Annotated in this window: 22 protein-coding genes and 1 tRNA gene; 8 read left to right on the forward strand and 15 right to left on the reverse strand. The window is 64.6% G+C overall.

Annotation, left to right across the window (positions count from 1 at the left end; translation table 11 throughout):
• Positions 1 to 20 precede the first annotated feature (20 nt).
• The 4 genes from O0879_RS22340 to O0879_RS22355 all read left to right on the forward strand — a co-directional run bounded on the left by O0879_RS22340 (position 21) and on the right by O0879_RS22355 (position 4,126).
• A complete protein-coding gene (locus O0879_RS22340) occupies positions 21 to 1,493 on the forward strand; it encodes a PLP-dependent aminotransferase family protein (RefSeq protein ID WP_289918820.1) in 1,473 nt (490 codons plus the stop codon).
• Between the two features lie 75 nt (positions 1,494 to 1,568).
• The gene (gene lipB, locus O0879_RS22345; RefSeq protein WP_099666016.1) at positions 1,569 to 2,273 is read left to right on the forward strand and encodes a lipoyl(octanoyl) transferase LipB; all 705 of its coding nucleotides are present in this window, start codon (positions 1,569 to 1,571) and stop codon (positions 2,271 to 2,273) included.
• A gap of 37 nt (positions 2,274 to 2,310) precedes the next feature.
• The gene (lipA, locus tag O0879_RS22350; RefSeq protein WP_077398299.1) at positions 2,311 to 3,321 is read left to right on the forward strand and encodes a lipoyl synthase; all 1,011 of its coding nucleotides are present in this window, start codon (positions 2,311 to 2,313) and stop codon (positions 3,319 to 3,321) included.
• A 142-nt stretch (positions 3,322 to 3,463) separates the two neighbouring features.
• Positions 3,464 to 4,126, forward strand: coding sequence for a uracil-DNA glycosylase (locus O0879_RS22355; RefSeq protein WP_289918823.1), 663 nt, complete (start codon positions 3,464 to 3,466; stop codon positions 4,124 to 4,126).
• A gap of 68 nt (positions 4,127 to 4,194) precedes the next feature.
• Here O0879_RS22355 and O0879_RS22360 read toward each other — a convergent pair whose 3' ends face one another.
• From O0879_RS22360 to O0879_RS22375, 4 genes are all read right to left on the reverse strand, one after another.
• On the reverse strand, positions 4,195 to 6,366 hold the full coding sequence (locus O0879_RS22360) for a TonB-dependent receptor (RefSeq protein WP_289918825.1): 2,172 nt from the start codon (positions 6,364 to 6,366) through the stop codon (positions 4,195 to 4,197).
• A gap of 92 nt (positions 6,367 to 6,458) precedes the next feature.
• Entirely contained in the window at positions 6,459 to 6,803 is a 345-nt protein-coding gene (locus tag O0879_RS22365) for a hypothetical protein (protein WP_289918826.1), read from the reverse strand.
• A gap of 67 nt (positions 6,804 to 6,870) precedes the next feature.
• Positions 6,871 to 7,692, reverse strand: a complete 822-nt coding sequence (locus O0879_RS22370; protein ID WP_289918828.1) for a helix-turn-helix transcriptional regulator — start codon at positions 7,690 to 7,692, stop codon at positions 6,871 to 6,873.
• Positions 7,682 to 8,227 (reverse strand): YbhB/YbcL family Raf kinase inhibitor-like protein, encoded by a 546-nt coding sequence (locus tag O0879_RS22375; RefSeq protein ID WP_289918831.1) that lies wholly within the window; start codon positions 8,225 to 8,227, stop codon positions 7,682 to 7,684. Before O0879_RS22375 ends, O0879_RS22370 begins: the two co-directional genes overlap by 11 nt.
• A gap of 220 nt (positions 8,228 to 8,447) precedes the next feature.
• Between O0879_RS22375 and O0879_RS22380 the strand changes: the two genes are divergently transcribed.
• Both O0879_RS22380 and O0879_RS22385 read left to right on the forward strand, forming a co-directional pair.
• Positions 8,448 to 9,605 (forward strand): PepSY-associated TM helix domain-containing protein, encoded by a 1,158-nt coding sequence (locus O0879_RS22380; RefSeq protein ID WP_289918833.1) that lies wholly within the window; start codon positions 8,448 to 8,450, stop codon positions 9,603 to 9,605.
• A 90-nt stretch (positions 9,606 to 9,695) separates the two neighbouring features.
• A complete protein-coding gene (locus O0879_RS22385; RefSeq protein WP_289906070.1) occupies positions 9,696 to 10,118 on the forward strand; it encodes a PaaI family thioesterase in 423 nt (140 codons plus the stop codon).
• Positions 10,119 to 10,120: 2 nt separating this feature from the next.
• Here the strand turns inward: O0879_RS22385 and O0879_RS22390 are convergent, their stop codons facing one another.
• The 7 genes from O0879_RS22390 to O0879_RS22420 form a co-directional block, all read right to left on the reverse strand.
• A complete protein-coding gene (locus tag O0879_RS22390) occupies positions 10,121 to 10,816 on the reverse strand; it encodes an anti-sigma factor (protein WP_251349674.1) in 696 nt (231 codons plus the stop codon).
• Positions 10,813 to 11,403, reverse strand: coding sequence for a sigma-70 family RNA polymerase sigma factor (locus tag O0879_RS22395; RefSeq protein ID WP_077398290.1), 591 nt, complete (start codon positions 11,401 to 11,403; stop codon positions 10,813 to 10,815). Before O0879_RS22395 ends, O0879_RS22390 begins: the two co-directional genes overlap by 4 nt.
• A gap of 218 nt (positions 11,404 to 11,621) precedes the next feature.
• A complete protein-coding gene (locus O0879_RS22400) occupies positions 11,622 to 12,143 on the reverse strand; it encodes a TlpA disulfide reductase family protein (RefSeq protein WP_251349675.1) in 522 nt (173 codons plus the stop codon).
• 93 nt (positions 12,144 to 12,236) lie between these two features.
• Positions 12,237 to 12,923 (reverse strand): BON domain-containing protein, encoded by a 687-nt coding sequence (locus O0879_RS22405; RefSeq protein WP_215410182.1) that lies wholly within the window; start codon positions 12,921 to 12,923, stop codon positions 12,237 to 12,239.
• Entirely contained in the window at positions 12,916 to 13,512 is a 597-nt protein-coding gene (locus O0879_RS22410; protein WP_071325998.1) for a phosphoheptose isomerase, read from the reverse strand. Before O0879_RS22410 ends, O0879_RS22405 begins: the two co-directional genes overlap by 8 nt.
• Positions 13,513 to 13,569: 57 nt before the next feature.
• On the reverse strand, positions 13,570 to 13,929 hold the full coding sequence (locus tag O0879_RS22415) for a YraN family protein (protein ID WP_289899750.1): 360 nt from the start codon (positions 13,927 to 13,929) through the stop codon (positions 13,570 to 13,572).
• A 9-nt stretch (positions 13,930 to 13,938) separates the two neighbouring features.
• Complete coding sequence (locus tag O0879_RS22420) at positions 13,939 to 15,081, reverse strand: penicillin-binding protein activator (protein WP_289912628.1); 1,143 nt, start codon at positions 15,079 to 15,081, stop codon at positions 13,939 to 13,941.
• A 213-nt stretch (positions 15,082 to 15,294) separates the two neighbouring features.
• Between O0879_RS22420 and rsmI the strand changes: the two genes are divergently transcribed.
• Entirely contained in the window at positions 15,295 to 16,203 is a 909-nt protein-coding gene (gene rsmI / locus O0879_RS22425; RefSeq protein ID WP_289906072.1) for a 16S rRNA (cytidine(1402)-2'-O)-methyltransferase, read from the forward strand.
• Between the two features lie 40 nt (positions 16,204 to 16,243).
• Here the strand turns inward: rsmI and O0879_RS22430 are convergent, their stop codons facing one another.
• Positions 16,244 to 16,930, reverse strand: coding sequence for a hypothetical protein (locus tag O0879_RS22430; protein ID WP_289918834.1), 687 nt, complete (start codon positions 16,928 to 16,930; stop codon positions 16,244 to 16,246).
• Between the two features lie 112 nt (positions 16,931 to 17,042).
• Between O0879_RS22430 and O0879_RS22435 the strand changes: the two genes are divergently transcribed.
• Positions 17,043 to 17,119: transfer RNA gene (locus O0879_RS22435), tRNA-Pro, on the forward strand.
• Between the two features lie 101 nt (positions 17,120 to 17,220).
• Here the strand turns inward: O0879_RS22435 and O0879_RS22440 are convergent.
• From O0879_RS22440 to O0879_RS28590, 3 genes are read right to left on the reverse strand one after another with little or no spacing between them, the layout of a single operon-like run.
• Positions 17,221 to 18,141, reverse strand: coding sequence for a hydroxymethylglutaryl-CoA lyase (locus O0879_RS22440; protein ID WP_289912630.1), 921 nt, complete (start codon positions 18,139 to 18,141; stop codon positions 17,221 to 17,223).
• A gap of 1 nt (position 18,142) precedes the next feature.
• A complete protein-coding gene (locus O0879_RS22445) occupies positions 18,143 to 19,075 on the reverse strand; it encodes a glyoxylate/hydroxypyruvate reductase A (protein WP_289918866.1) in 933 nt (310 codons plus the stop codon).
• 21 nt (positions 19,076 to 19,096) lie between these two features.
• Positions 19,097 to 21,124 (reverse strand): acetyl/propionyl/methylcrotonyl-CoA carboxylase subunit alpha, encoded by a 2,028-nt coding sequence (locus O0879_RS28590; RefSeq protein ID WP_305060416.1) that lies wholly within the window; start codon positions 21,122 to 21,124, stop codon positions 19,097 to 19,099.
• Between the last annotated feature and the right edge of the window lie 3 nt (positions 21,125 to 21,127).

A 21,127-nucleotide genomic window follows, 5' to 3' on the forward strand; every position in this document is an offset into this window, starting at 1 on the left:
GGACCACTTGGACGATTATTATGCCGCGAGGAAAATCACCGCACGCCCTGGACTTGCCTCGCCCCACCAGCTGGCTCGACAAGGCGGGCGTCAACAAGCAGGATGGCGCGTATGAAGCGCTGCGTTCGGCCATCCTGACGAAGATGTTGCCGGCGGGCAGCCGTTTGCCATCCAGCCGCACTCTGGCGGAACGGTGGGAGTTGTCGCGCGGCACCATCGAAACCGTGTTCGACCGCCTGCACGCGGAAGCGTACGTGACGCGCGTGCCCGGTTCCGGCACGCGCGTGTGCGCCGTCGTGCCGGAGCGCTTCCTGATGGCGGGCCTGGGCGACGCCGTTCCCGCCCCGCTGGCCGTGGCGCCCGCGCCTGCCTCGGATACGGGCGTGCGCGACGGCTTGCCCTTCGTGGCGCGGCGCGCCGACGCCAGCCTGTTCCCCATGGCCGCCTGGTCCAAGTGCGCCACGCGGGCGCTGGCGGCCGCCACGCCGGAGCAGCTGTGCAGCGCCGATCCGGCCGGCTTGCCCGAACTGCGCCAGCAGATCGCCGATTTCCTCGCCAAGTACCGCGGCGTGCGCTGCGACCCGCAAGACATCGTCGTCACCACGGGCATCCGCCACGCGATCGACTTGCTGGCGCGCAGCATCGTGCGCGAGGGCGACAAGGTGTGCCTGGAAGAACCGGGCTATCCGGCCGCGCGCGCCCTGTTCGCCCTCGCGGGCGCCGTGCCGGTGGACATTGCCGTCGACGCCGAGGGCATCGATGGCGCCGCCCTGGCCGCGCACGCGGATGCCCGCCTCGCCTACGTGACGCCGGCGCACCAGTCGCCGCTGGGCGTGACCATGTCCGTCACGCGCCGCCTGGCCTTGCTGGAATGGGCGAACGACCACGGCGCGTGGGTGCTGGAAGACGATTACGACAGCGAATTCAATTACCAGAGCGCGCCGCTGGCAGCCTTGAAGGCGCTGGACCAGTACCAGCGCGTGATTTACTGTGGCAGTTTTAACAAGACCCTGTTTGCCGGCCTGCGCGTGGGCTTCATGGTGCTGCCGCCCGCCTTGCGGCCGCAGTTGCTGCGCACCCTGCAGTTGACGGGCAGGTCCGTGGGCGTGACGGAGCAGCTGGCGCTGTCCGCCTGGATGGAGGATGGCGCTTTCGTGCGCCATTTGCGCCAGGCGCGGCTGGCCTACAAGGAGCGGCGCGACCTGCTGTTGGCCTGCCTCGAGCAGATTGCCCCCGGGCGCTACGCTATTTCCGGCCAGCAAGCGGGTTTTCATTGCGTGCTGTGGTTGCCGCCGGGCAGCGACGAGCGGGCGTTTTGCGCGCGCGCGGCGCACGAGGGGCTGGCGCTGCAGCCGCTCGGTGATTTTTGTCACAGCGCACAATTGGCGCCAGCCGTGCTGCTCGGCTACACGGCCTTGAATGGGCCCCAGATACGCCATGCTGCACAAAAATTGGGCAGATTGCTGCTGTTGCCGGAGTCTGCCCCGGAATGAAACGGCGGCCTGGCTTATAATCACGGCTTCGCCGCAGCGTCCGCAGGGCGCCGGCAGCTGATTACAGAATCCGTCATGACCACCACCCGAACCGAAACGGCGCTGATCCGCGAGCTGGGCCGCGTCGATTACGAGCCGACCTTTGCCGCCATGCGCGCCTTTACCGACGCGCGCACGACGGACACGCGCGACGAACTGTGGGTCGTCGAGCATCCGCCCGTATTCACCCTGGGCCTGGCGGCCGACCGCGGCCACCTGCTGGCCGGCGCGGAGAATGTGCCCGTGGTGCAGACGGACCGTGGCGGCGAAGTGACGTTCCACGGCCCTGGCCAGGTGGTGATTTACCTGCTGATGGACTTGCGCCGCAACAAGCCGGGCGGCAAGCTGTATGCGCGCCAGTTCGTGCATAAAATCGAGCAAGCCATCATCAACGTGCTGGCGGCGTATAATCTCGCTGGCGAGCGCATCGATGGCGCGCCTGGCATCTATATTGCCGGCGGGCCAGACAAGGGTGCGAAGATCGCCGCGCTGGGCTTGAAAGTGCGCGGCAACGGCTGCACCTACCATGGCGTGTCGCTCAACGTGGCGATGGACCTGGCGCCGTTTTCCTGGATTAACCCTTGCGGCTATTCCGGCCTGAAGACGGTGGACATGCGCAGCATGGGCGTGTTGGCGCCGCTGGCCGACGTGCAGCGGGCCCTGGCCCACGAATTGACCGTATTACTCGATGTAAGCGAAGTAAACAGCGCCGCAGGCGCGCCTCAGGCAGCGGATGCCTGAGCAAACAAACCAACATGCCCCTCAAGGGCTTGCAGCCATGACTTCTGAGACCATTTCCAGCACCGCCCCCGCCGCTCCCGCCGCCTACAACCCGAGCGAAAAGCAAAAAGGCGCCAGCAAGACTTCGCGCATCCCGATCAAGATCATTCCGATCGAGCAAGTCGAGCGCCTGAAAAAGCCGGACTGGATCCGCGTCAAGGCCGCTTCGGCATCGACCCGCTTCTATGAAATCAAGGATATCCTGCGCGAAAACAAACTCGTGACGGTGTGCGAGGAAGCCAGCTGCCCGAACATCGGCGAATGCTTCGGCAAGGGCACGGCCACCTTCATGATCATGGGCGACAAGTGCACGCGCCGCTGCCCGTTCTGCGACGTCGGCCATGGCCGCCCGGACCCGCTGGACAAGGAAGAGCCGGCCAACCTGTCGAAAACCATCGCCAAGCTGCGCCTGAACTACGTCGTCATCACCTCCGTCGACCGCGATGACTTGCGCGACGGCGGCGCCGGCCATTTCGTCGAGTGCATCCAGCAAACGCGCGCCCTGTCGCCGAACACCCGCATCGAAGTGCTGGTGCCCGACTTCCGCGGCCGCCTGGAAAAAGCCCTGAACCTGTTCAAGGATGGCTTGCCTGACGTCATGAACCACAACCTGGAAACGGCGCCGCGCCTGTACAAGGAAGCCCGTCCCGGCTCCGACTACATGCACTCGCTGAAACTGCTGAAAGACTTCAAGGCCATGTACCCGGACGTGAAGACCAAGTCCGGCATCATGGTGGGCCTGGGCGAGACGGACGAGGAAATCCTGCAAGTCATGCGCGACATGCGCGAGCACGACATCGACATGCTGACCATCGGCCAATACCTGGCGCCATCGAACAGCCACTTGCCCGTGCGCCGCTACGTGCACCCGGACGTGTTCAAAATGTTCGAGGAAGAAGCGTACAAGATGGGCTTCACCCACGCCGCCGTGGGCGCCATGGTGCGCAGCTCGTACCATGCGGATGAACAGGCGCACAGCGCCGGCGTGGAATCGGCGCTGAATTTCTAAGCACCTTGCGCTGTATCAAAGCCGCCCGCTCGCGCTGGCGGCTTTTTTTTGCCTGTTCGAATCGTATGCGTCTCATCCGGCCGGGCGTTCTATACTATCGTGCTGAAAATGCATGGTTGATGAATAGGCTATGAGGTGAGGCATGGACGTACGCATCGACGCATCGTGGAAGGCGCGGCTGGAGGCGGATTTCGCCGAACCTTACTGGGAACGCCTGGCCGCCTTCGTGAAGGCGGAATATGCGGTGGGGCCGTGCTGTCCACCCGGCAAATATATCTTCCGGGCCTTCGACCTGACGCCGTTCGAGCAGGTGAAAGTCGTGATCCTGGGGCAAGACCCGTATCACACGCCGGGCGCGGCCATGGGACTGTGCTTTTCCATCCCCGAAGGCACGCCGCCGCAGCCCAGCCTACAGAATATCTTCAAGGAATTACAGAGCGACGCAGGCGTCGTGCGCACGCGCACGGATTTGTCCGACTGGGCGCAGCAAGGGGTATTTTTGCTCAACAGCGTGCTGACGGTGCGCGCGGGGGCGGCCGGTACGCATGCGGGCAAGGGCTGGGAAAAGCTGACGGACAGCGCCATCCGCCACCTGTCCGCCGAGCGCAGCAATCTTGTCTTCATCCTGTGGGGTGGCTACGCGCAAGCCAAGCGGTCCCTGATCGACCCCGGCAAGCACCTGGTGCTGACGGCGCCCCATCCATCTCCCTTGTCGGCGAATAAAGGTTTCTTTGGCAGCAAGCCGTTCAGCCTGGCGAATGCGTATTTGCAGGCGCATGGCCAGGCGGCCATCGCCTGGGGATAAGGCATGACACGGTACGGCAACCGACAGCGGCAGGCGTTGCTCCCTGCCGCTGTCTTCGCGCGTAACTCTTAGAAACTCGTCGATAAACCCGCATAGATGCTGCGGCGGGCGCCGTACTGCGGCGCTCCCACGCCCACGCCGGAACCGTCGCGCAGCAGGTAGGACTTGTCGAACAGGTTGATCAGGGCCAAACGTCCTTCCACCTTGCCGACCGGCGTATTTTTCCACGTGTGCGTGAGCGCCGTGTTGACGGTGAAGTAACTCGGCAAATGGCCGGAATTCGGCGCGCCGCCATCCGGTGTCATGCGCAGGCCGCTGCCGTAGAGGAAGTCAGCGCTCACTTGCGAATCACCGAAGTGATAATGGCCGCCACCGGACAGCGTGTATTTCTGGTCATGATCGAGATAGACATAGTGGCGGCTGATGTAGTTCAACTCATCGGCGCCAAACAGGGCCTGGCCCGAATTGATGTTGCGGCCCTGCGCCTTTTGCGTGCTGGCGTTGAGGAACAGGCCCCAGTTTTTCTCGCTGTAGATGGCCGATAATTCCAGGCCCTTGGCGTAGCCATCCGCATAGTTGAACGGCGTCAAGATCAATGCCTGGCCGAACTGGCCTTCGTCGAGCAGGTTGCTGATCTTTTTGTAGTACACATCGGCCGTCACGGTCAGCTTCGCATTCACCTGGTGGCTGATGCCCACGTCGTAATAATGCGTGCGCTCGGCCTTGACGTTGTCCGACTGGCCGATTTCCGGCGCATTCGTCGTGTTCGCGTACAGGTCGATGCTGCCTTGCGCGGCCAGTTCCTGCGGCGGCGGCGTGAAGTAGCGCGAATAGCCCGCATGCAGGGCCGTGCCCGGCGCCAGCTGGTACGCCAGGTTCACGCGCGGGCTCCATTGCTGCTCGTTGGTGTAGGCTGAGACCTTGTCGAAGCGGGCGCCATAGTTCAGGGTCAGGGGTTTGCTGATATGCCATTCATCCTGCAGGTAGAAACTGGCCAGGGTGCCCGTCTTGCCGCTGTTGTCGACGATGGAAACCGGCGTGGTGGCGCTTTGCGCGCCGTCCAGCGCCGGGAAGACGGCCACCGTGTTGTCGCTCGTCGTCTTCTGGCGCGTGTAGGCCAGGCCGGCGCGCACGGTATGGTCCTGGTGCAACTTGTAGCTGATATCGAACTGGGCACCCGAGGCGCTGTTCGCGCGGCGCGAATCCGACGCCACGCCGTTGTAGATCAGGTCGCCGATGGCATCCGGCGTGAAGTGCAGCTCCGAATACTGGTGGAAGGCGGACACCTGGTAATTGAGGTCGCCCAGGCTCTTTTGCAGCGACAGCACGAGGAAGCGGTTCACTTCGCGCTGGTTTTCATTCAGTTGCGACGACGGCAAGGTGGATGTGCCCGCCTGCGCATCGCTGTGACCGGCCAGCGAGAAGCCCGGCGCCTGGTCCGGATTGTTGGGGATCTGGAAGCGGCCGTTATACGTGCCGAACATGGCGCCCAGGCGCGTGTTGTCATCAAGGAAATACGACAGGCTGCCGAACGATTTGTTCTGGCGCGTCTTGTCGTGCAGGGCGCTGCGCGTGTCCTGCGGGTTTTCCACGCCCAGGGAATTGCCCAGGTAGCTGCCGGACAGGTAGTAATTGAACTTGCCCACGCTGCCGAAAAATTCCGCACTCGGCTCCACGTGGTCGTGGCTGCCGACCATGATGCCGATGCGCCCGCCCGGCGTCAAACCGCCCTCCTTCGTTTCGATGTCGACGATGCCCGCCGTGCGCAGGCCGAACTGGGCCGGCAAGGCGCCCGTCATGAAATCCGTCTTGTCGATCAGGCGCGTGTCGATCGACTGGCCAAAGCCGCTGATGCTTTCCGGCAATTGCACGCCATTGATGCGGTATTGCACGTTGGCATGGTCGTCGCGCACGTGCAGGGCGCCGGAACCCTTCGAATCCTGCGATACGCCCGGCAGGCGCAGCAGCACTTCATTGAACGGCGTGTTGTCGCCCTGGCCCAGCATGTCGACCATGTGGCTGTCGATGCTGTAGATGGTGGTGCCGACTTTCGGCGACAGTTCGATGCGCGCGCTTTTCAAATGGGCGGACGTGACTTCCACTTTTTGCATCTCTTGCGGCGCAGCATCGGCGCCGGAAGTGGCCGGACTGGCATCCGCGGGCTCGGCGGCATGGGCGGAAAAGCTGAACAGGCTGGCAAGGGCGAGCGACAGCGCGCTCAGGCGTGGTGTGTGTTGCATGGTGAACCTCGAAAATAGTCTACGCCAGGCGGCCCGGCACGCATGAGGGCGCGGCGGTGCAGCCTGAAAAAAGGATAAAAACAACGTGGGAACTACAACGAGGCGGCAGGCGGGCCGCGCACGGGCGGCAAGATGAGGGCGGCGGCGGGCGCCAGGGTGGCGGGCGCGATGGCCAGCAAGCGGTACGGCAATAACTGGGCGGGCGGCTCGGTGATGGCCGGCGGCACGGCGATATCGGCCACCTTGTCGATGACGGTGGCGCACAGCGCGCACTCTTCCGCGTCGAGGGTCGTCTTGTGCAGGTGCGACGCGGCCGTCGACAGCAGGAACACGAGGGCCAGCGCACTGAACAGCGCCACGCACAGCCGCCACGGCGTGCGCGCGAGGGCGGCGGCACCGTGATGAGCAAGCTTGCGGGTGGGCTGGCGGGAAGACATGGGCGCATAGTAGCAAGAAAGTCGCCGCCTTGTCAGCGCTTGTTGCGTGATTTGCGCTGGATGAACTTTACAGGGTGGCGCGCAAGTCGCGCGGCGACAGGCCGTAATGCTGGCGAAAACGGGCCGCGAAGCGCGAGGGCGAGGCGTAGCCGCAGGCGGCGGCGATGTCGCCAATGGGCAAGATGCCAGATTGCAATTCTTGCAAGGCCAGGCCCAGGCGCACGTCTTCCAGGATGGCGCGGAAGTGACGTTGTTCCAGGGCCAGCTGGCGGCGCAGCGTGGACGCGCCCAGGTGCAGCTGGCTGGCGACCTTGGCCACGCTCCAGTCGGCGGCCGGGTCCAGCAGCAGCACTTGCTGCACGCGCGCGGCCAGCGGGTCGCGGCGGTCCAGCAGCAAGGGGCCGCAGTGGCCGCCCAGGGCCAGAGCCAGCAGCAAGCCTTCGGCCTGGTGCGCCAGCAGCGCGGGCGGGCTACCGGCAGCCAGGCTGGCCATCAGCTGGTCCCAGGCCAGCGCCGCGTGGTCATCGAGCGGCACGCACAAGCTGGCCGTGGCCGCCTGGCGCAGCTGGCCATCGACGAGGCTGCCATGGCGCGCGCGGAAACGGGCGATCAGGGCTGGCGAAAAACTCAGCACTTCGGCCCGGTAGCCTTGCGCGCCGGGCAGGTTGGCCACGCCCAGTTCCTGGCCCGCCGGCATCAGCACCACGTCGTGCGTCCCGGCGCGCGCCTGGCGAGCGCCCCATTCCAGCAGTTTTACTCCCTGCCGCACGCGGCACAGGGCGCTCTGGAAGACGGGTACGCGGCGCAGGGTTTGCGCGCGGCGCGCCTCGATGGTGCCGTGGGCGATGCGCAGTTCGCTCAGGGCCACCGCTTCCATCTTATCTTCCATACAGTCCCGTCAGCTGTGCCTTGCCCAGCGCGTTGGCGTTGAGCATGTAGCCGAGCATGGCGCCGCTGGCCTGTTGATCCAGGGGCAGCTTGTCCACGCCCAAGGCCCAGACCGTGATCTGATAGCGGTGCGCCTTGTCGCCGGGCGGTGGGCAGGCGCCGCCGTAGGCGCTGTCGCCGAAATCGTTGCGTCCTTGCATGGCGCCCGCTGGCAGGGTGTCGGCCGTGGCGCCGCCCGGCAAGGAAGTGGTGCCGGCGGGCAGATTGAATACGCTCCAGTGCCACCAGCCGCTGCCCGTCGGCGCGTCCGGGTCGTACAGGGTGACGGCGTAGCTTTTGGTGCCGGCCGGCGCGCCGTGCCACGACAGCTGCGGCGCCAGGTTGCCGCCCGTGCAGCCGAAGCCCTGGAACACTTGCGCAGGTGCCAGGGTCTGGCCAGGGGCGATGTCGGTGCTCGATACCGTGAAATCGGCCGCGTGGGCGCCCAGGTGCAGAGCGAGGCCCAAGGTGGCGGCGAAGAGGCGGGCAGTGGTCATGGTTTTCCTTTCGATGAAGTATAGGGGAAAGTGTATGCCTTGCAACATTCCTCCGCGATGCCGATGCGCTCGCTGATGGTGCCGAAACGCTCGGTTTCCTCCAATTCGCGCGTTCTGATGAGCGTGTTGTATGGTTCTTCCCTTTCTTGCCGCACGTGATTTTCACTGCAGGGCTTTCATGCTATCGTTTCGCAGCCCAAAATTCCCAGAGTCCCCCTTCATGTCCAAGCGCCCGATTCCATGGCTGTTAGCCAAGCTGCACCTGTATGCGGGCCTGTGGTTCGGCGCCCTGTTCGTCCTGCTGGGCTTGACGGGGTCCGCCATCGCCTGGATGCCGGAACTCGATGCGTATCTGAACCCTAATTTGTTGCAGGCGAGCACGCCCGCGCCCGGCCAGGTGTTCCAGGTGACGCCGCGCACGCTGCAAGCGGTGGTGGACCAGCTGACTGCCGACCCCGCCTACGGCCAGCCTTCGCAGCTCAATCCGCCCGCCGATGCACGCGACGTGTACGTGGCGTCGTACCGCCAGGTCGGCAAGCCGTCGCCCTTCAGCCAGGCCATCGTGCGCCAGGTGATGGTCGACCCCTACACCCTGCAAGTCAAAGGCGAGCGCGACTGGGGCCGTTTCGGCCTCACGCGCCCGCTGTTGATGTCGGGCATGTTTCATTTGCACCGCTATGTATTGTCCGGCGAAGTGGGCAAGACCATTACGGGTATTTCCGGCGTGATGCTGCTGCTGATGGCGCTCACCGGCATCTATCTGTGGTGGCCGCGCCTGCAGTGGACGGCGATCAAGCGCGCGCTGACGGTGTCGCATGGCGGTTCCTGGCCCCGTTTTCATTACACGTTTCACAAGGCGGCGGGCTTCTTTGCCGCGCCCGTGCTGGCTGTGCTCGCTTTTTCCGGCATCTATTTCAATTTGCCGCAATTGATCGTGCCGCTGGTGGAGCTGGTGTCGACGGTGCCGGATACGGCAAAATTGAAGAATGTGGCGCAGGACGGCGCCGTGCTCGATGCGGGCCAGGCCATGGCCGCCGCGCAGCTGCTGTATCCGCAGGCGCGCGTGTCGCGCATCGTGCTGCCGGCGAAAAAGGACCAGCCATATGACGTGCGCGTGCGCCAGCCCGGCGAAATCGCCCACGGCGACGGCGCCACGCGCATCACCCTGGACGCGCGCAGCGGCTTGCCCCTGCGCATACGCGATCCCTTGCGGGCGCCGGCCGGCGATGTTTTCCTCGGCTGGCAATTCCCCCTGCATTCGGGCCAGGCGTTCGGCGTGGCCGGGCGCACCTTCATTACCGTCTTCGGTTTGATGCCGCTGCTGTTCCTGTTGACGGGCAGTTTGGTGTGGTGGAAACGGCGGCGTGGCCGGAAATAGGCGGTTGCCAAACCGATGCGGGGAAAGTTGCTATCATCATAGTATTTTCCGGCAGATCCGCTGTCCGGATTCACCCGCACAAGGACCCGCATGAGCAATCCCGACATCACCGTAGCAATGTTGAATGAACGCGGCATCGGCCGCTTGCCCGGCCACCTGGGCATCGTCATCACGGCAGTGGGCGACGGCCAGCTGACGGCGGAATTGCCCGTGCTGCCGCACTTGCTGGCGCCGAACGGCTACCTGCATGCGGGTAGCGTGGTGACCCTGGCCGATACGGCATCCGGTTATGGCTGCATCGTCAACTTGCCCGAAGGCGCGAGCAATTTTACGACCATCGAGTTGAAATCGAACCACCTGGGCACGGCCCGCGAAGGCACGCTCACCTGCACGGCGAAAGTCGAGCACAAGGGCCGCAACACGCAAGTGTGGGATGCCGTGGTGAAAAGCAAGGAAACGGGCAAGACGATTGCCCTGTTCCGCTGCACGCAGATGATTCTGTATCCCAAGTAAGACTATATTTTTACCCAGTTACCCTTGTACAAGATTGGTCCCGTCGGTCCGTTCGGATCCGGCGAACCGCCTTTCGGCTCCAGGGTGACGGCCAGCAAGGCCACGTCGCTGCCGAGGGCGCGCTGCGACAGGGCCAGTTTCACGTTGCCCTTGTCTGCCAGCAAGCCGAGCGAACGTGGGTTGCCGCTCTTCGGCACGGCCCACAGTTCCAGATCCTTATCACTCGGCACGGGCGCGTTGCCCACCATGCGCACCTCGAGCGCGCCGTGGCGGCTGTCGGCCGTCAGCAGCAGGGCCGTTTGCGCTTTCTCGTCCGTCAGGCTGGCCACATAGCTGATCTGCGGCGCATCCATCACGCGCGTGGCCACGACGATCACCAGCAGCGCGGCGATGGCGCTCGACGCCATGCCCAGGCCACGCCAGAACGCCAGCGAATCGCGCAGCCAGGACTTGCCGCCCTGCGGACGCAGGTGCAGGCGCTGCTCGATCTGTTGCCAGACGCGCTTGGGCGGCGCCACGGGCGTGGCGAATTCGGCCATCGGTTCCAGGCGCTGGCGCCATTCGGCCGTGATATTGCGCAAATCGGCGTCGTTGTGCAGCCAGCCTTCGAAACGCCGCCGCGCGCCCCCTTTCAGGGTGCCCAGCACGTATTCGGACGCCAGTTTCTGGCGCAGCACGTCATTGCCGCGGATATTCATGATGCCTCCCGTTTCGCCAGGCACGTGCGCAGCCGTTCCAGGCTGCGCCGTATCCAGGTCTTCACGGTGCCGATCGGCAGCGACATCTGCTGCGCCACTTCGCTATGCGACAGGTCGTGATAGAACGCCAGGGCGACCACCTGCCGGTGCAGCCCTTCCAGGGCGGACATGCAAAACGCCAGCGCCTTGGCGTCACCGCTCAGCTGCAGTGACTCGATCGGCGTGGCCTGGGGGTCTCGGAGTGCATTCATGACTTCGCTATCAAACTGTTCGGCATCGATTTCCACGGTATCGTCGCTGCGCCGCAGCACATCGAACGCCTTGTTGCGCACGATGGTGGCCATCCAGGTCATCGGCGCCGCCAGATGGCTCTGGTAAGCGGCGGCGTTGTTCCAGATGGCGACGAACCCCTCTTGCAAGGCTTCTTCAGCGAGCTCTTGCTTATGCAATATACGCAGCGCGAAGCCAAACAGTTTCGATGAGGTGGAGTTATATAGCTGGCGGAACGCGGTGGCGTCCTTGTTGCCGGCGGCGAGCAGCCAGGTTTTCAGTTGCTGCGGGTCGAGCGATTGGGCGGCTGGGGACACGGCTGGCCTTCACAAGGTGAGTGGGATCACGCAAGGGAAGGTTATAACAGATTGGCAACACCTGGCAACAGGGTTTTGTGCGGTGTTCCCCTCGTCTTCAACGCCTCACAGAAGCATAGCGAGCGGAAGTGAGTTGCGGCAGAGAAGCGGAACTGTGCTTGAGCACAGTGAGCATCGCAGGCTGCAAATCGCGACGCGCAGTAGCTTATGTGAGACGTTTAGCCGGCGATGGCGGATTCGAGCAGCTTGTGCAGTTCAGCGAATTCCGGCTTGCCCACGTAGCGCTTGAGGATCTTGCCCTGTTTGTCCAGGACGAAGGTGGTGGGCGTGAGGGCCACGTCGCCGTAGGCCTTGGCCGCCTCGCCCGTCACGTCGAGCGCTACCTTGAACGGCAGCTGGCGCGTTTCGGCGAAGTTCAGCACGTAGTTGGCCGGATCGTATTTCATGGCCACGGCCACGAATTCCAGTCCCTGCCCCTTGTACTTGTTGTAGGTGTCGACCATTTCCGGCATTTCCGCCACGCAAGTCGTACACGAGGTGGCCCAGAAATTGACCATCACCACCTTGCCGCGCAGGCTGTTTGACGTGATTTTCTCGCCATGGATGCCGTGGAAGGTCACGTCCGGCGCGCTTTGCTTGTCATTCAGCGACAGATAGCCGGCTGCCGCCACGCCCGCCACGACGACGGCGATCAGGGCTGGCTTGATCCAGGACTTGCTTGCGGATGGCGAAGTTGACATGGTTTTCACTTGAAAAGCGGGGCGATGCGGCCACGATGCGACTATTATAGCCGCCGCATCGTTGGCGCGCCCTAGGTCGGATGGCGGAGGCGCTTACTGCTGGACCGTATCGCTGACGGTGTTCGTCGTGCGCTGCTGCGGCGGGTCCGGCTGCAATTGCTTCAGTTCCGCTTCCGAGATGTAGTCGAATAGCTTGACCACTTTCTGCACGCCGCCCACGCCGCGCGCCACGTCGGCCGCCACCGTGCCTTCGCGCTGGGTGACTCTGCCCATCAGGAAGACGGTGGCGTTCTCGGTGACGACCTTGAACGAGGCCGCCGAGATGGTTTTCATGTCGACCAGGCTGGCCTTGACCTTGGTCGTGATCAGCGCGTCGTTCGAGCGCGAGGTATAGCTGGCCGGGCCGGCGATGATCAATTCATTCGCCACCGATTCCACGCCCTCGATATTGCGCACTTCGCGCTCGACGGCATTTTTCATCGCCTCGTCGCGCACTTCGCCCGTCAGCAGGACGCGGCGGTTGAAGCTGGTGACGTTCACGTGGCCCACGTCGCCGACGATGGAGGGGATGCGCGACTCGCCTTTGAGGGCGATCGACTTGTCTTCGGTCTGCGCGCCCAGGGTGCGGCGGTCCGCTGCGGCCACGCCGCCCATCACCGCGCCGCCGACCATCAATTCGATGCAGCCGGTGAGCGAGGTAAGCATGGCGCCGCACAGCAGTGCGGTGGCCAGCGGGCGTTGTACGCGTTTCCAGCCTGGGCCAGTACCGAATTTAGTCATTCACGTCTCCTCCGAATAGGGCGACATCGATGCCGTCGCAGATGCAATGTATGGTGGTCAGATGGACTTCCTGGATGCGCGCCGTGCGCTCGGCCGGCACGCAGATATGCACGTCGGCGTCCGTCAGCATCTTGCCGATGGCGCCGCCGTCCTTGCCCGTCAGCGCCACGACGCGCATTTCGCGCTCGAGCGCCGCTTCCACGGCCGCCATCACGTTGGCCGAATTGCCCGACGTGGAGATGGCCAGCAGGATGTCGCCGGCCTGGCCGAACGCCTGCACCTGCTTCGAGAAAATGTCGCGGTAGCTGTAATCGTTCGCCACGGCCGTCAGGATGGACGTATCCGTCGTCAGCGCCAGGGCCGGCAGCGGAAAGCGCTCGCGTTCGAAGCGTCCGACCAGCTCGGCCGCGAAATGCTGGCAGTCGGCGGCGGAACCGCCGTTGCCGCAGGCGAGGATCTTGTTGCCGTTGGACAATGCATAAAACATCAGGTCGATCGCCTGCGCAATCGGTTGCGCCAGTACGGTGGCGGCCTGGATCTTGAGTTCGGCACTTTCGTGGAAGTGCGAGAGGATGCGTTGATTATTCATAGTCTGCCGATTATAGTGCAGGCGCGCGGCATGGCGGACAAGCACTGTTAAAAATGCTTACATATCGAGGATGTTCTTCAGCCAGCTGATGCGCCCGCCATCGATGGCCAGCGCGTCGAAGCGGCATGGCGGCAGCGTTTTTTGCCCCAGCAGCCAGGTTTGCGCGGCCAGCACCATGCGCCGCTGCTTGGCCGGCGTGATGCTGGCCAGGGCGCCGCCGTAGGCCGTACTGCTGCGCAGCCGCACTTCGACGAAAACGATGGCGGCGCCGTCGCGCATGATCAGGTCGAGTTCCCCGCCCTTGCACAGATAGTTGCGTTGCAGCAGCACCAAGCCTTGCAGCAGCAGATACGCGAGCGCATCGTCTTCTCCTTGCCGTCCCCGTTCCCGTTTGTTCCAGAAAGCGAAGGGCGGCATGGCGTGTCCTTATTGCGCTGCCGGGGCCGGCGGCCAGGTACCCAGCACGCCCTGCTGGTAGGTGGCGGCCTGTTCCGTGCGTTCGAACACGCTTTGATCACCGTCAAAGCGCACGGCCAGGCGGCCCGTCACGCCATCGAGGATAAATGGCGCGTTCGGCCGCAGCGCCACTTCGCGCGCCACGCGGAAGGCATCGATGCCCAGCGCGTACAGGCGTTCCATGTCGGCCGTCAGCCGGCGTTCGGCGGGCTGCTCGGGTTGTGGATACACCATCACTTGCGGATGGTCGCGCTGCACTTGCCATGGCAAGTCCAGCAGACGCGCGCCGTCGAGTTCCGGGCCGCTGGCGCCGCGTCCGGCGCCGGGATTCAAGGACGAGGTGCCATACAGGGGCAGATCGCTGCCGATGGCCACGCGCAGCTGGCGCGCCTGGTCGGCGTCGAGCGCGGCAAACAGCAAGCCCGGCGGCGTAGCGGCCAGGCGCGCGCGCAGCTGCACCAGCTCGGCATCGCTCAGGTAGCCATTCGTGGCCGTCAAGTCCATGGTCTCGATCTTGCCGCCCTGGCGCAGCCATTCCTGCTTGAAGGCGGCGCTGATGCGGCGCTGCGAGGGCGAACCGGCCGACAGGACCAGCGCGCTGGCGCCCGGCTGTTCGCTGGCGGCCCAGGCGGCGACCTGGCGCGCTTCCGCCTCGATCGACAAGCCCATCACCAGCAGCTTGGCCGGCAGGCGCGCGTCGCCGCGGTTGTCCGGGTGGTTCAGGGCGATCGTCGGTTTACGCACCAGGTCGCTGTTCGCCACGGCCGTGACGGCCGAACGCGACAAAGGCCCCACGACGATGTCCTGTTCTTCCTGCGCTTGCGCAAACTTGTTCAGGACGTCGCTGCTGCCATCGCCCGTATCGATCACCGTCACTTCAAAGCCGCTGCGGTCGCGTTCGTACGCGGCCATGAAGCCGGCGCGCAGCAATTCGGCGGCCGGTCCCAGGGAAGCCGAGCGCAGCGGCAGCAGCAGGCCGATGTGGTGGACATTGCCGTCGGATGGTGCCGGCGCCGTGGCGGCCGGCATGTCGAGCGGCGTGCCGGTGGCCGGTTTGTTCTTGATGGGCGCCAGCGGCGCGCCGTTGCCGTCGTACGCGGTAATATCGGGCACGGCCACGGCGAAAGTGACGGGTTCGGGCGCTTGCGGCTTCGGCGGCAGGGGCGGTGGCAGCGGCTTCGGTGGCGGCAGCGCCCTTGTGTTAGATTCAATAGGCGCGCACAATTGCCCGGGCGCGTCGCAAGGCGTGCTGCAAGCGCTCAGCATGCCGGTCGCGGCACAAACAAGCAGTAACTTCACACTATTAGCAAGCATTTAACCTCCAAAATGACCGTACAAGAAATCAGTTCCATCGCCAGCCTGCCCATCATGACAGAGGCGGCGCACCAGGTCTATCCTATCGCAACATTGTATATAGTGGCCACGCCGATCGGCAATGTGACCGATATCAGCCTGCGCGCGCTGCACTTGCTGAGTCTTGCCGATGCCGTCGCCTGTGAAGATACGCGCAATACGGCGCACCTGCTGACGCGCTTTGGCTTGAACAAGCCGTTGATTGCGGCGCATCAACATAACGAACGCGAAGTGGCGCAAACTTTGATTGCCCGCCTGCATGCCGGCGAGCGCATCGCCCTCGTCTCCGACGCCGGCACGCCCGCCGTGTCCGACCCGGGCGCGCGCATCGTCGACGCCGTGCGCGCGGCCGGCTTGCGCGTGCTGCCCCTGCCGGGCCCATCGGCGGCGATCACGGCCATTTCCGCCAGCGGCTTGCTGAATGACCAGTTTTACTTTGTCGGCTTCTTGCCAGCCAAGGCCAAGCAGCGTGAAAACATGCTGCACAGCCTGCGCGGCGTGACGGCCACCATGGTGTTCTATGAAGCGCCGCACCGCATCCTCGATTGCGCCACGGCCCTGGCGGCGGCGTTCGAGCCGACGCGCCAGGTGGTGTTCGCGCGCGAACTGACGAAACTGTTCGAGGAAATCCACCGCTGCCCCCTGTCCGAGGCGGAGGCGTGGATACGCGCCGACGCGCACCGCGAAAAGGGAGAATTTGTCGTCCTGCTGGAAGGCGCCACGGAAGCGCAGGATGCGGAAGACGTGGAAGCGGAACGCATCCTGAATATCTTATTGGCCGAATGCAGCGTCAAGCAGGCGGCGAATTTGACGGCGCAGATCACGGGCCGCAAGAAAAACGCCCTGTATGAGCGGGCGCTGCAGTTGAAGGGGCAGGAATAATCTGATGGCAGCATACCCATGATGGGATGTTGCTAAATAATCACCACTTGCAGCCGCTATCCTTCTTGTCGAGCAGCATCAGCACGGGCGCCAGCAAGCCCGCACCGGAATAGGCGGTGCGGCAATCGCCGCGCTTGCCTTGTGCGATGTCGCGCGCCAACTGGGTTTCCGTTTGCAGTGGCTTGTCGGGGATTTGCCCCACGGCCGTGCCCACCTTGGACGGATCGCGTTCGCCTGCCATCTTGCGCGCCGTCCGCCTGGCCGCGTCCATGTCGAATTTCGGTGTTTCCGGGGTTTCTTGCCTGAAGGTATCGGCACTGGCCGCCGGCGTGGCCGGCACGACCGTGATGGCTTGCGGGCTGGCCGCTGGCGCCGTGGTCGCCGCCGGCGTTTCCCGGACCGTGGCGACCTTCGGCTTGCTGATGGGCTTGGGTTCGCGTTTCGGCTTGACCACGTCGACGGGCGGCGGAGGCGGCTTGGCGGCCAGCGGACGTATCCACACGGCGATCGATTCCACGCGCGGGGCCGTGTCCATCCGCGCGGCCGGCTGCACATGGCGCCACAGAGTGATCAAGGCGCCATGCAGCAGCAGGGACACGGCGATGCCCAGCACGATGCCGCGGCGGTTCGGCAGGGGCCGGCCACCGTCGCTTCTTTCTATCCTGAACTCCATTGCCGTCGTCACCTTCATGTCTGATCGGGAAAACTTGCCAAGCCAGTGTCGCATACTTCAATCGTTTTGAAAAATACATGGGTTCCAGTGCCGCGCGTAAATAATTTACACAGAGTTTCACCTGACCCTTGACCGAAGTCGATACGGCCTGTATTATCTTGGTCTTCGGAGTGTGGCGCAGCCCGGTAGCGCACCTGGTTTGGGACCAGGGGGTCCAAGGTTCGAATCCTTGTACTCCGACCAAATTTGTAGAAAAAAACCCAAGAGTTTAGGCTCTTGGGTTTTTTTTCGTCTGTAGCGCCTGTGGCGCGAGGCCGGCAGCAGGGGCCGCAGCCCCTTTTCAATTACCCCAGGCGTTTCGCCGCGATGGCGTTGCCGGCGCGGCTCGATCCTTTGCGCCCCAGCTGCTGCGCAATGAACTGGCCCGCATCGACGACCAGGTCCAGGTCGATGCCGGTGGCGATGCCCAGCCCCTGCATCAGGTACAGCACGTCTTCGGTGGCCACGTTGCCGGTGGCGCCCTTGGCGTACGGGCAGCCGCCCAGGCCGGAGACGGACGAGTGATAGATCGCGATGCCCGTTTCCAGGCTGGCGTAGATATTCGCCAGCGCTTGGCCGTAGGTGTCGTGGAAGTGGCCGGACAGGCCTCCCACGTGGAAAGCCTGGATCGCGCGCTCCATTACCGCCTGCGTCTTGCGCGGCGTGGCCACGCCGATGGTGTCGGCGATGTCGATTTCGTCGCAGCCCAGGTCGCGCATGCGTTTCACCACGTCGGCCACGGCGTCGAGCGGCACGTCGCCCTGGTAGGGGCAGCCGAAGGCGCAGCTGATGCTGCCGCGCAGGCGCAGGCCGTGTTCCTTGGCCGCTTTCGCCACGCCTTCGAAGCGGGCGATCGATTCGGCGATGGAGCAGTTGATGTTCTTTTGCGAGAACGCCTCGGAGGCGGAGCCGAAGATCACCACTTCATCGGCCTTCGCCGCCAGCGCGGCATCGAAACCCTGCATGTTCGGCGTCAGCGCCGAATAAATGGTGCCGGGGCGGCGCGCGATTTTCTGCATGACTTCCGCGCTGGTGGCCATCTGCGGCACCCATTTTGGCGACACGAACGACGCCGCCTCGATATTGGCGAAGCCGGCCAACGTCAGGCGGTCGACCAGTTCGATCTTGACGGCGGCGCTGATGGTTTCCTTCTCGTTTTGCAGGCCGTCGCGCGGACCCACTTCGACGATCTTGACCTGCTTGGGCAGACTGGTAGTAGGGTTCATCTCAATATCCTTGCAAACGGTTGACGATGCCGGCGACAGAGTCGCCAGCGTGCAGGCGGCGCATCTTGGCGGCGATTTGCGCCACGCTTTCGCGGCGCAGGGTGGCGGCCGAAATATGCGGCGTGATGGTGATGCGTGGTTCTTGCCAGAACGGGTGCTGCTGCGGCAGCGGTTCGTTGCGGAACACGTCCAAGGTCGCTCCGGTGATGTGCCCGGAGCGGATCAGGGTCAGCAAATCCGGTTCGGCGAGATGCGCGCCGCGCGCCACGTTGATGATGTAGGCGCCCGGCAGCAGCATCGACAGGCGTGCGCGGTCGAGCAGGTTGTGCGTGTCCGGCGTGAGAGGTAGCATGCAGACCAGCACGCGCGTGCCGCGTAAAAAGGCTTCCAGCTCCTCTTCGCCCGCAAAGCACTGCACGCCGTCGACGTGTTTCTGGCTGCGGCTCCAGCCGCGCAGGGGAAATTCGAACTGCGCCAGCGCTTGCAGCACGCGGGTGCCCAGCACGCCCATGCCAAGCACGCCGACGGGGAAATCCCCCTTGTCGAATGCGGGCAGCGGTTGCCAGATGCCGGCGCGGCCCTGCGCCTCGTAGTCGTCGAAACGGCGGAAGTGGCGCAGCACGGCGTGGCTCACATATTCGGCCATCTGCACGCCCATGCCTGCGTCATCGAGGCGCACCAGCGGCACGTGGGCCGGCAGCGCCTCGCCGAATTTCAGTAGCGCGTCGACGCCCGCGCCCGTGTTGAAGATGGCTTTGACTTCGCTCAATACGGGCAGCATGGCGGCGGGCGGCTGCCACACGACGGCATAGTCGCAGGGCGCGAACGACTCGCCCTCGCGCCAGAAGACAATCTCGGCTTCGGGCAGCAAGTCACGGAAGTCGCTGATCCACGCCGCTTCCTTGCCGTCCGCGCGCTGTAACAGGATGCGCATCGAGGTTTCCAAGAGCGCTCCTCAGGCGGCGGCCTTGAAGGCCAGCAGCGGCGCGCCATCGGCCACCTGGTCGCCGACCGCGTACAGCACCTCTTCCACCAGGCCGTCGTGCGGCGCGGCGATCGTGTGCTCCATCTTCATCGCTTCCATGATGACCAGCGGCTCGCCCTTCTTGACGTCCTGGCCTTGGTTGACCAGCACGGCGACGACCTTGCCCGGCATCGGCGCCGTCAGGCGGCCGCCTTCCGCTTCCGTTTCGCCCGCATGCGCCATCGGGTCGCTGTAGTGCAGGGTGTGGTGCAAGCCGCTGGTGAACACGTGGAATTGCTCGCCGTCGCGCAGCACGGTGCCATGCACGGCACGCTCGCCCAGCTTGATGTGCAGCTCGTTGCCTTTGCGCGCCGTCAATGTCAGGGGCTGGCCGTTGAACAGCCAGCCATCCGTCTGGTAGGCGATGCGCGCGGCATAGGCCTTGCTGTCGCCGGCCAGCGCGAATTCGTCGGCAAATGCCAGGCTGCGTCCCAGGGTGCTGTTCAAGCGCCAGCCCAGGGCATTGCCCCATGGGTCGGCGCGGTTGGCCGATTGTGCTTCGGCGGCCGCTTTTTCTTCCAGCAGCAGGGCCACGGACGCCAGCGCCAGGGCCGTGTCGGGCGCCGCCTGCAGGGCGGGGAACAGCGACTCTTGATTGCGCTCGATCAAACCCGTGTCCAGGTCCGCGCTGGAAAATGCCTGGCCTTCGACCAGGCGTTTCAGGAAGGCGATATTGCTGGCGAGGCCGACGATCTGGTATTCCGACAGCGCTTGCGCCATGCGCGCCAGCGCTTCGCGGCGGTCCGCGCCCCAGACGATCAGCTTGGCGATCATCGGGTCGTAGAATGGCGAAATGGCGTCGCCTTCGCGCACGCCCGAATCGATGCGCACGGACGCCGGCACGACCGTGCCACCCAGTTCGAACGTGACGGCCGATGGCGACTGCATGTGGCGCAGGGTGCCGATCGACGGCAGGAAGCCCTTCTCCGGATTTTCCGCGTAGATGCGCGCCTCGATGGCGTGGCCGTGGATCGCCAGTTCGCTCTGTTTTTTCGGCAGCGGCTCGCCAAAGGCGACGCGCAACTGCCATTCCACCAGGTCGGTGCCGGTGATCATTTCCGTCACCGGATGCTCGACCTGCAGGCGCGTGTTCATCTCCATGAAGTAGAACGAACCATCCTGGTTGGCGATGAATTCCACCGTGCCGGCGCCCACGTAGCCGACGGCCTTGGCGGCGGCGACGGCCGCTTCGCCCATGGCTGCGCGGCGCTCGGCCGGCATGCCCGGCGCCGGCGCTTCTTCCAGCACCTTTTGATGGCGGCGCTGCACCGAGCAATCGCGCTCGAACAGGTAGATGCAGTTGCCGAACGTGTCGGCGAACACCTGGATTTCGATATGCCGCGGGCGCGACAGGTATTTTTCGGCCAGCACCTTGTCGTCGCCGAAAGAGCTGATCGCTTCGCGCTTGCACGAGGCCAGCGCGGCCTTGAAGTCGGCGCTGTTGTCGATGACGCGCATGCCCTTGCCGCCGCCGCCGGCCGAAGCCTTCAGCAGGACGGGGTAGCCGATCTTGTCGGCTTGCGTGTGCAAAAAGTCCGCATCCTGTTCCTCGCCATGGTAGCCGGGCACCAGCGGTACATTCGCCTTTTCCATCAGCGACTTGGCGGCCGATTTGGAACCCATGGCGCGCATGGCGGACGCCGGCGGGCCGATGAAGACGAGGCCCGCCGCGTGGCAGGCGTCGGCGAAATCCGCGTTTTCGGACAGGAAGCCGTAGCCGGGATGGATCGCCTGCGCCCCTGTCGCCAGCGCCACGGCGATGATCTTGTCGCCGCACAGATAGCTTTCCTTGGCCGGCGCGGGGCCGATCAGGACGGCTTCGTCGCACACGGCGACGTGCTTGGCGTTGGCGTCCGCTTCCGAATACACGGCGACGGTCTGGATGCCCATGCGGCGCGCGGTAGCGGCGACACGGCAAGCGATTTCGCCGCGGTTGGCGATCAGGATTTTAGTGAACATGGT

The organism is Janthinobacterium sp. SUN120, assembly GCF_030397735.1.
Lineage (GTDB): Bacteria > Pseudomonadota > Gammaproteobacteria > Burkholderiales > Burkholderiaceae_D > Janthinobacterium > Janthinobacterium kumbetense.

What these genes read in the sequence shown, in the direction of transcription:
- O0879_RS22340 (WP_289918820.1), top strand. Translation starts at nt 21, where the DNA reads ATGCCGCGAGGAAAATCACCGCACGCCCTGGACTTGCCTCGCCCCACC.
- lipB (WP_099666016.1), top strand. Translation starts at nt 1,569, where the DNA reads ATGACCACCACCCGAACCGAAACGGCGCTGATCCGCGAGCTGGGCCGC.
- lipA (WP_077398299.1), top strand. Translation starts at nt 2,311, where the DNA reads ATGACTTCTGAGACCATTTCCAGCACCGCCCCCGCCGCTCCCGCCGCC.
- O0879_RS22355 (WP_289918823.1), top strand. Translation starts at nt 3,464, where the DNA reads ATGGACGTACGCATCGACGCATCGTGGAAGGCGCGGCTGGAGGCGGAT.
- O0879_RS22360 (WP_289918825.1), bottom strand. Translation starts at nt 6,366, where the DNA reads ATGCAACACACACCACGCCTGAGCGCGCTGTCGCTCGCCCTTGCCAGC.
- O0879_RS22365 (WP_289918826.1), bottom strand. Translation starts at nt 6,803, where the DNA reads ATGTCTTCCCGCCAGCCCACCCGCAAGCTTGCTCATCACGGTGCCGCC.
- O0879_RS22370 (WP_289918828.1), bottom strand. Translation starts at nt 7,692, where the DNA reads ATGGAAGATAAGATGGAAGCGGTGGCCCTGAGCGAACTGCGCATCGCC.
- O0879_RS22375 (WP_289918831.1), bottom strand. Translation starts at nt 8,227, where the DNA reads ATGACCACTGCCCGCCTCTTCGCCGCCACCTTGGGCCTCGCTCTGCAC.
- O0879_RS22380 (WP_289918833.1), top strand. Translation starts at nt 8,448, where the DNA reads ATGTCCAAGCGCCCGATTCCATGGCTGTTAGCCAAGCTGCACCTGTAT.
- O0879_RS22385 (WP_289906070.1), top strand. Translation starts at nt 9,696, where the DNA reads ATGAGCAATCCCGACATCACCGTAGCAATGTTGAATGAACGCGGCATC.
- O0879_RS22390 (WP_251349674.1), bottom strand. Translation starts at nt 10,816, where the DNA reads ATGAATATCCGCGGCAATGACGTGCTGCGCCAGAAACTGGCGTCCGAA.
- O0879_RS22400 (WP_251349675.1), bottom strand. Translation starts at nt 12,143, where the DNA reads ATGTCAACTTCGCCATCCGCAAGCAAGTCCTGGATCAAGCCAGCCCTG.
- O0879_RS22405 (WP_215410182.1), bottom strand. Translation starts at nt 12,923, where the DNA reads ATGACTAAATTCGGTACTGGCCCAGGCTGGAAACGCGTACAACGCCCG.
- O0879_RS22410 (WP_071325998.1), bottom strand. Translation starts at nt 13,512, where the DNA reads ATGAATAATCAACGCATCCTCTCGCACTTCCACGAAAGTGCCGAACTC.
- O0879_RS22415 (WP_289899750.1), bottom strand. Translation starts at nt 13,929, where the DNA reads ATGCCGCCCTTCGCTTTCTGGAACAAACGGGAACGGGGACGGCAAGGA.
- rsmI (WP_289906072.1), top strand. Translation starts at nt 15,295, where the DNA reads ATGACCGTACAAGAAATCAGTTCCATCGCCAGCCTGCCCATCATGACA.
- O0879_RS22430 (WP_289918834.1), bottom strand. Translation starts at nt 16,930, where the DNA reads ATGCGACACTGGCTTGGCAAGTTTTCCCGATCAGACATGAAGGTGACG.
- O0879_RS22440 (WP_289912630.1), bottom strand. Translation starts at nt 18,141, where the DNA reads ATGAACCCTACTACCAGTCTGCCCAAGCAGGTCAAGATCGTCGAAGTG.
- O0879_RS22445 (WP_289918866.1), bottom strand. Translation starts at nt 19,075, where the DNA reads ATGCGCATCCTGTTACAGCGCGCGGACGGCAAGGAAGCGGCGTGGATC.
- O0879_RS28590 (WP_305060416.1), bottom strand. Translation starts at nt 21,124, where the DNA reads ATGTTCACTAAAATCCTGATCGCCAACCGCGGCGAAATCGCTTGCCGT.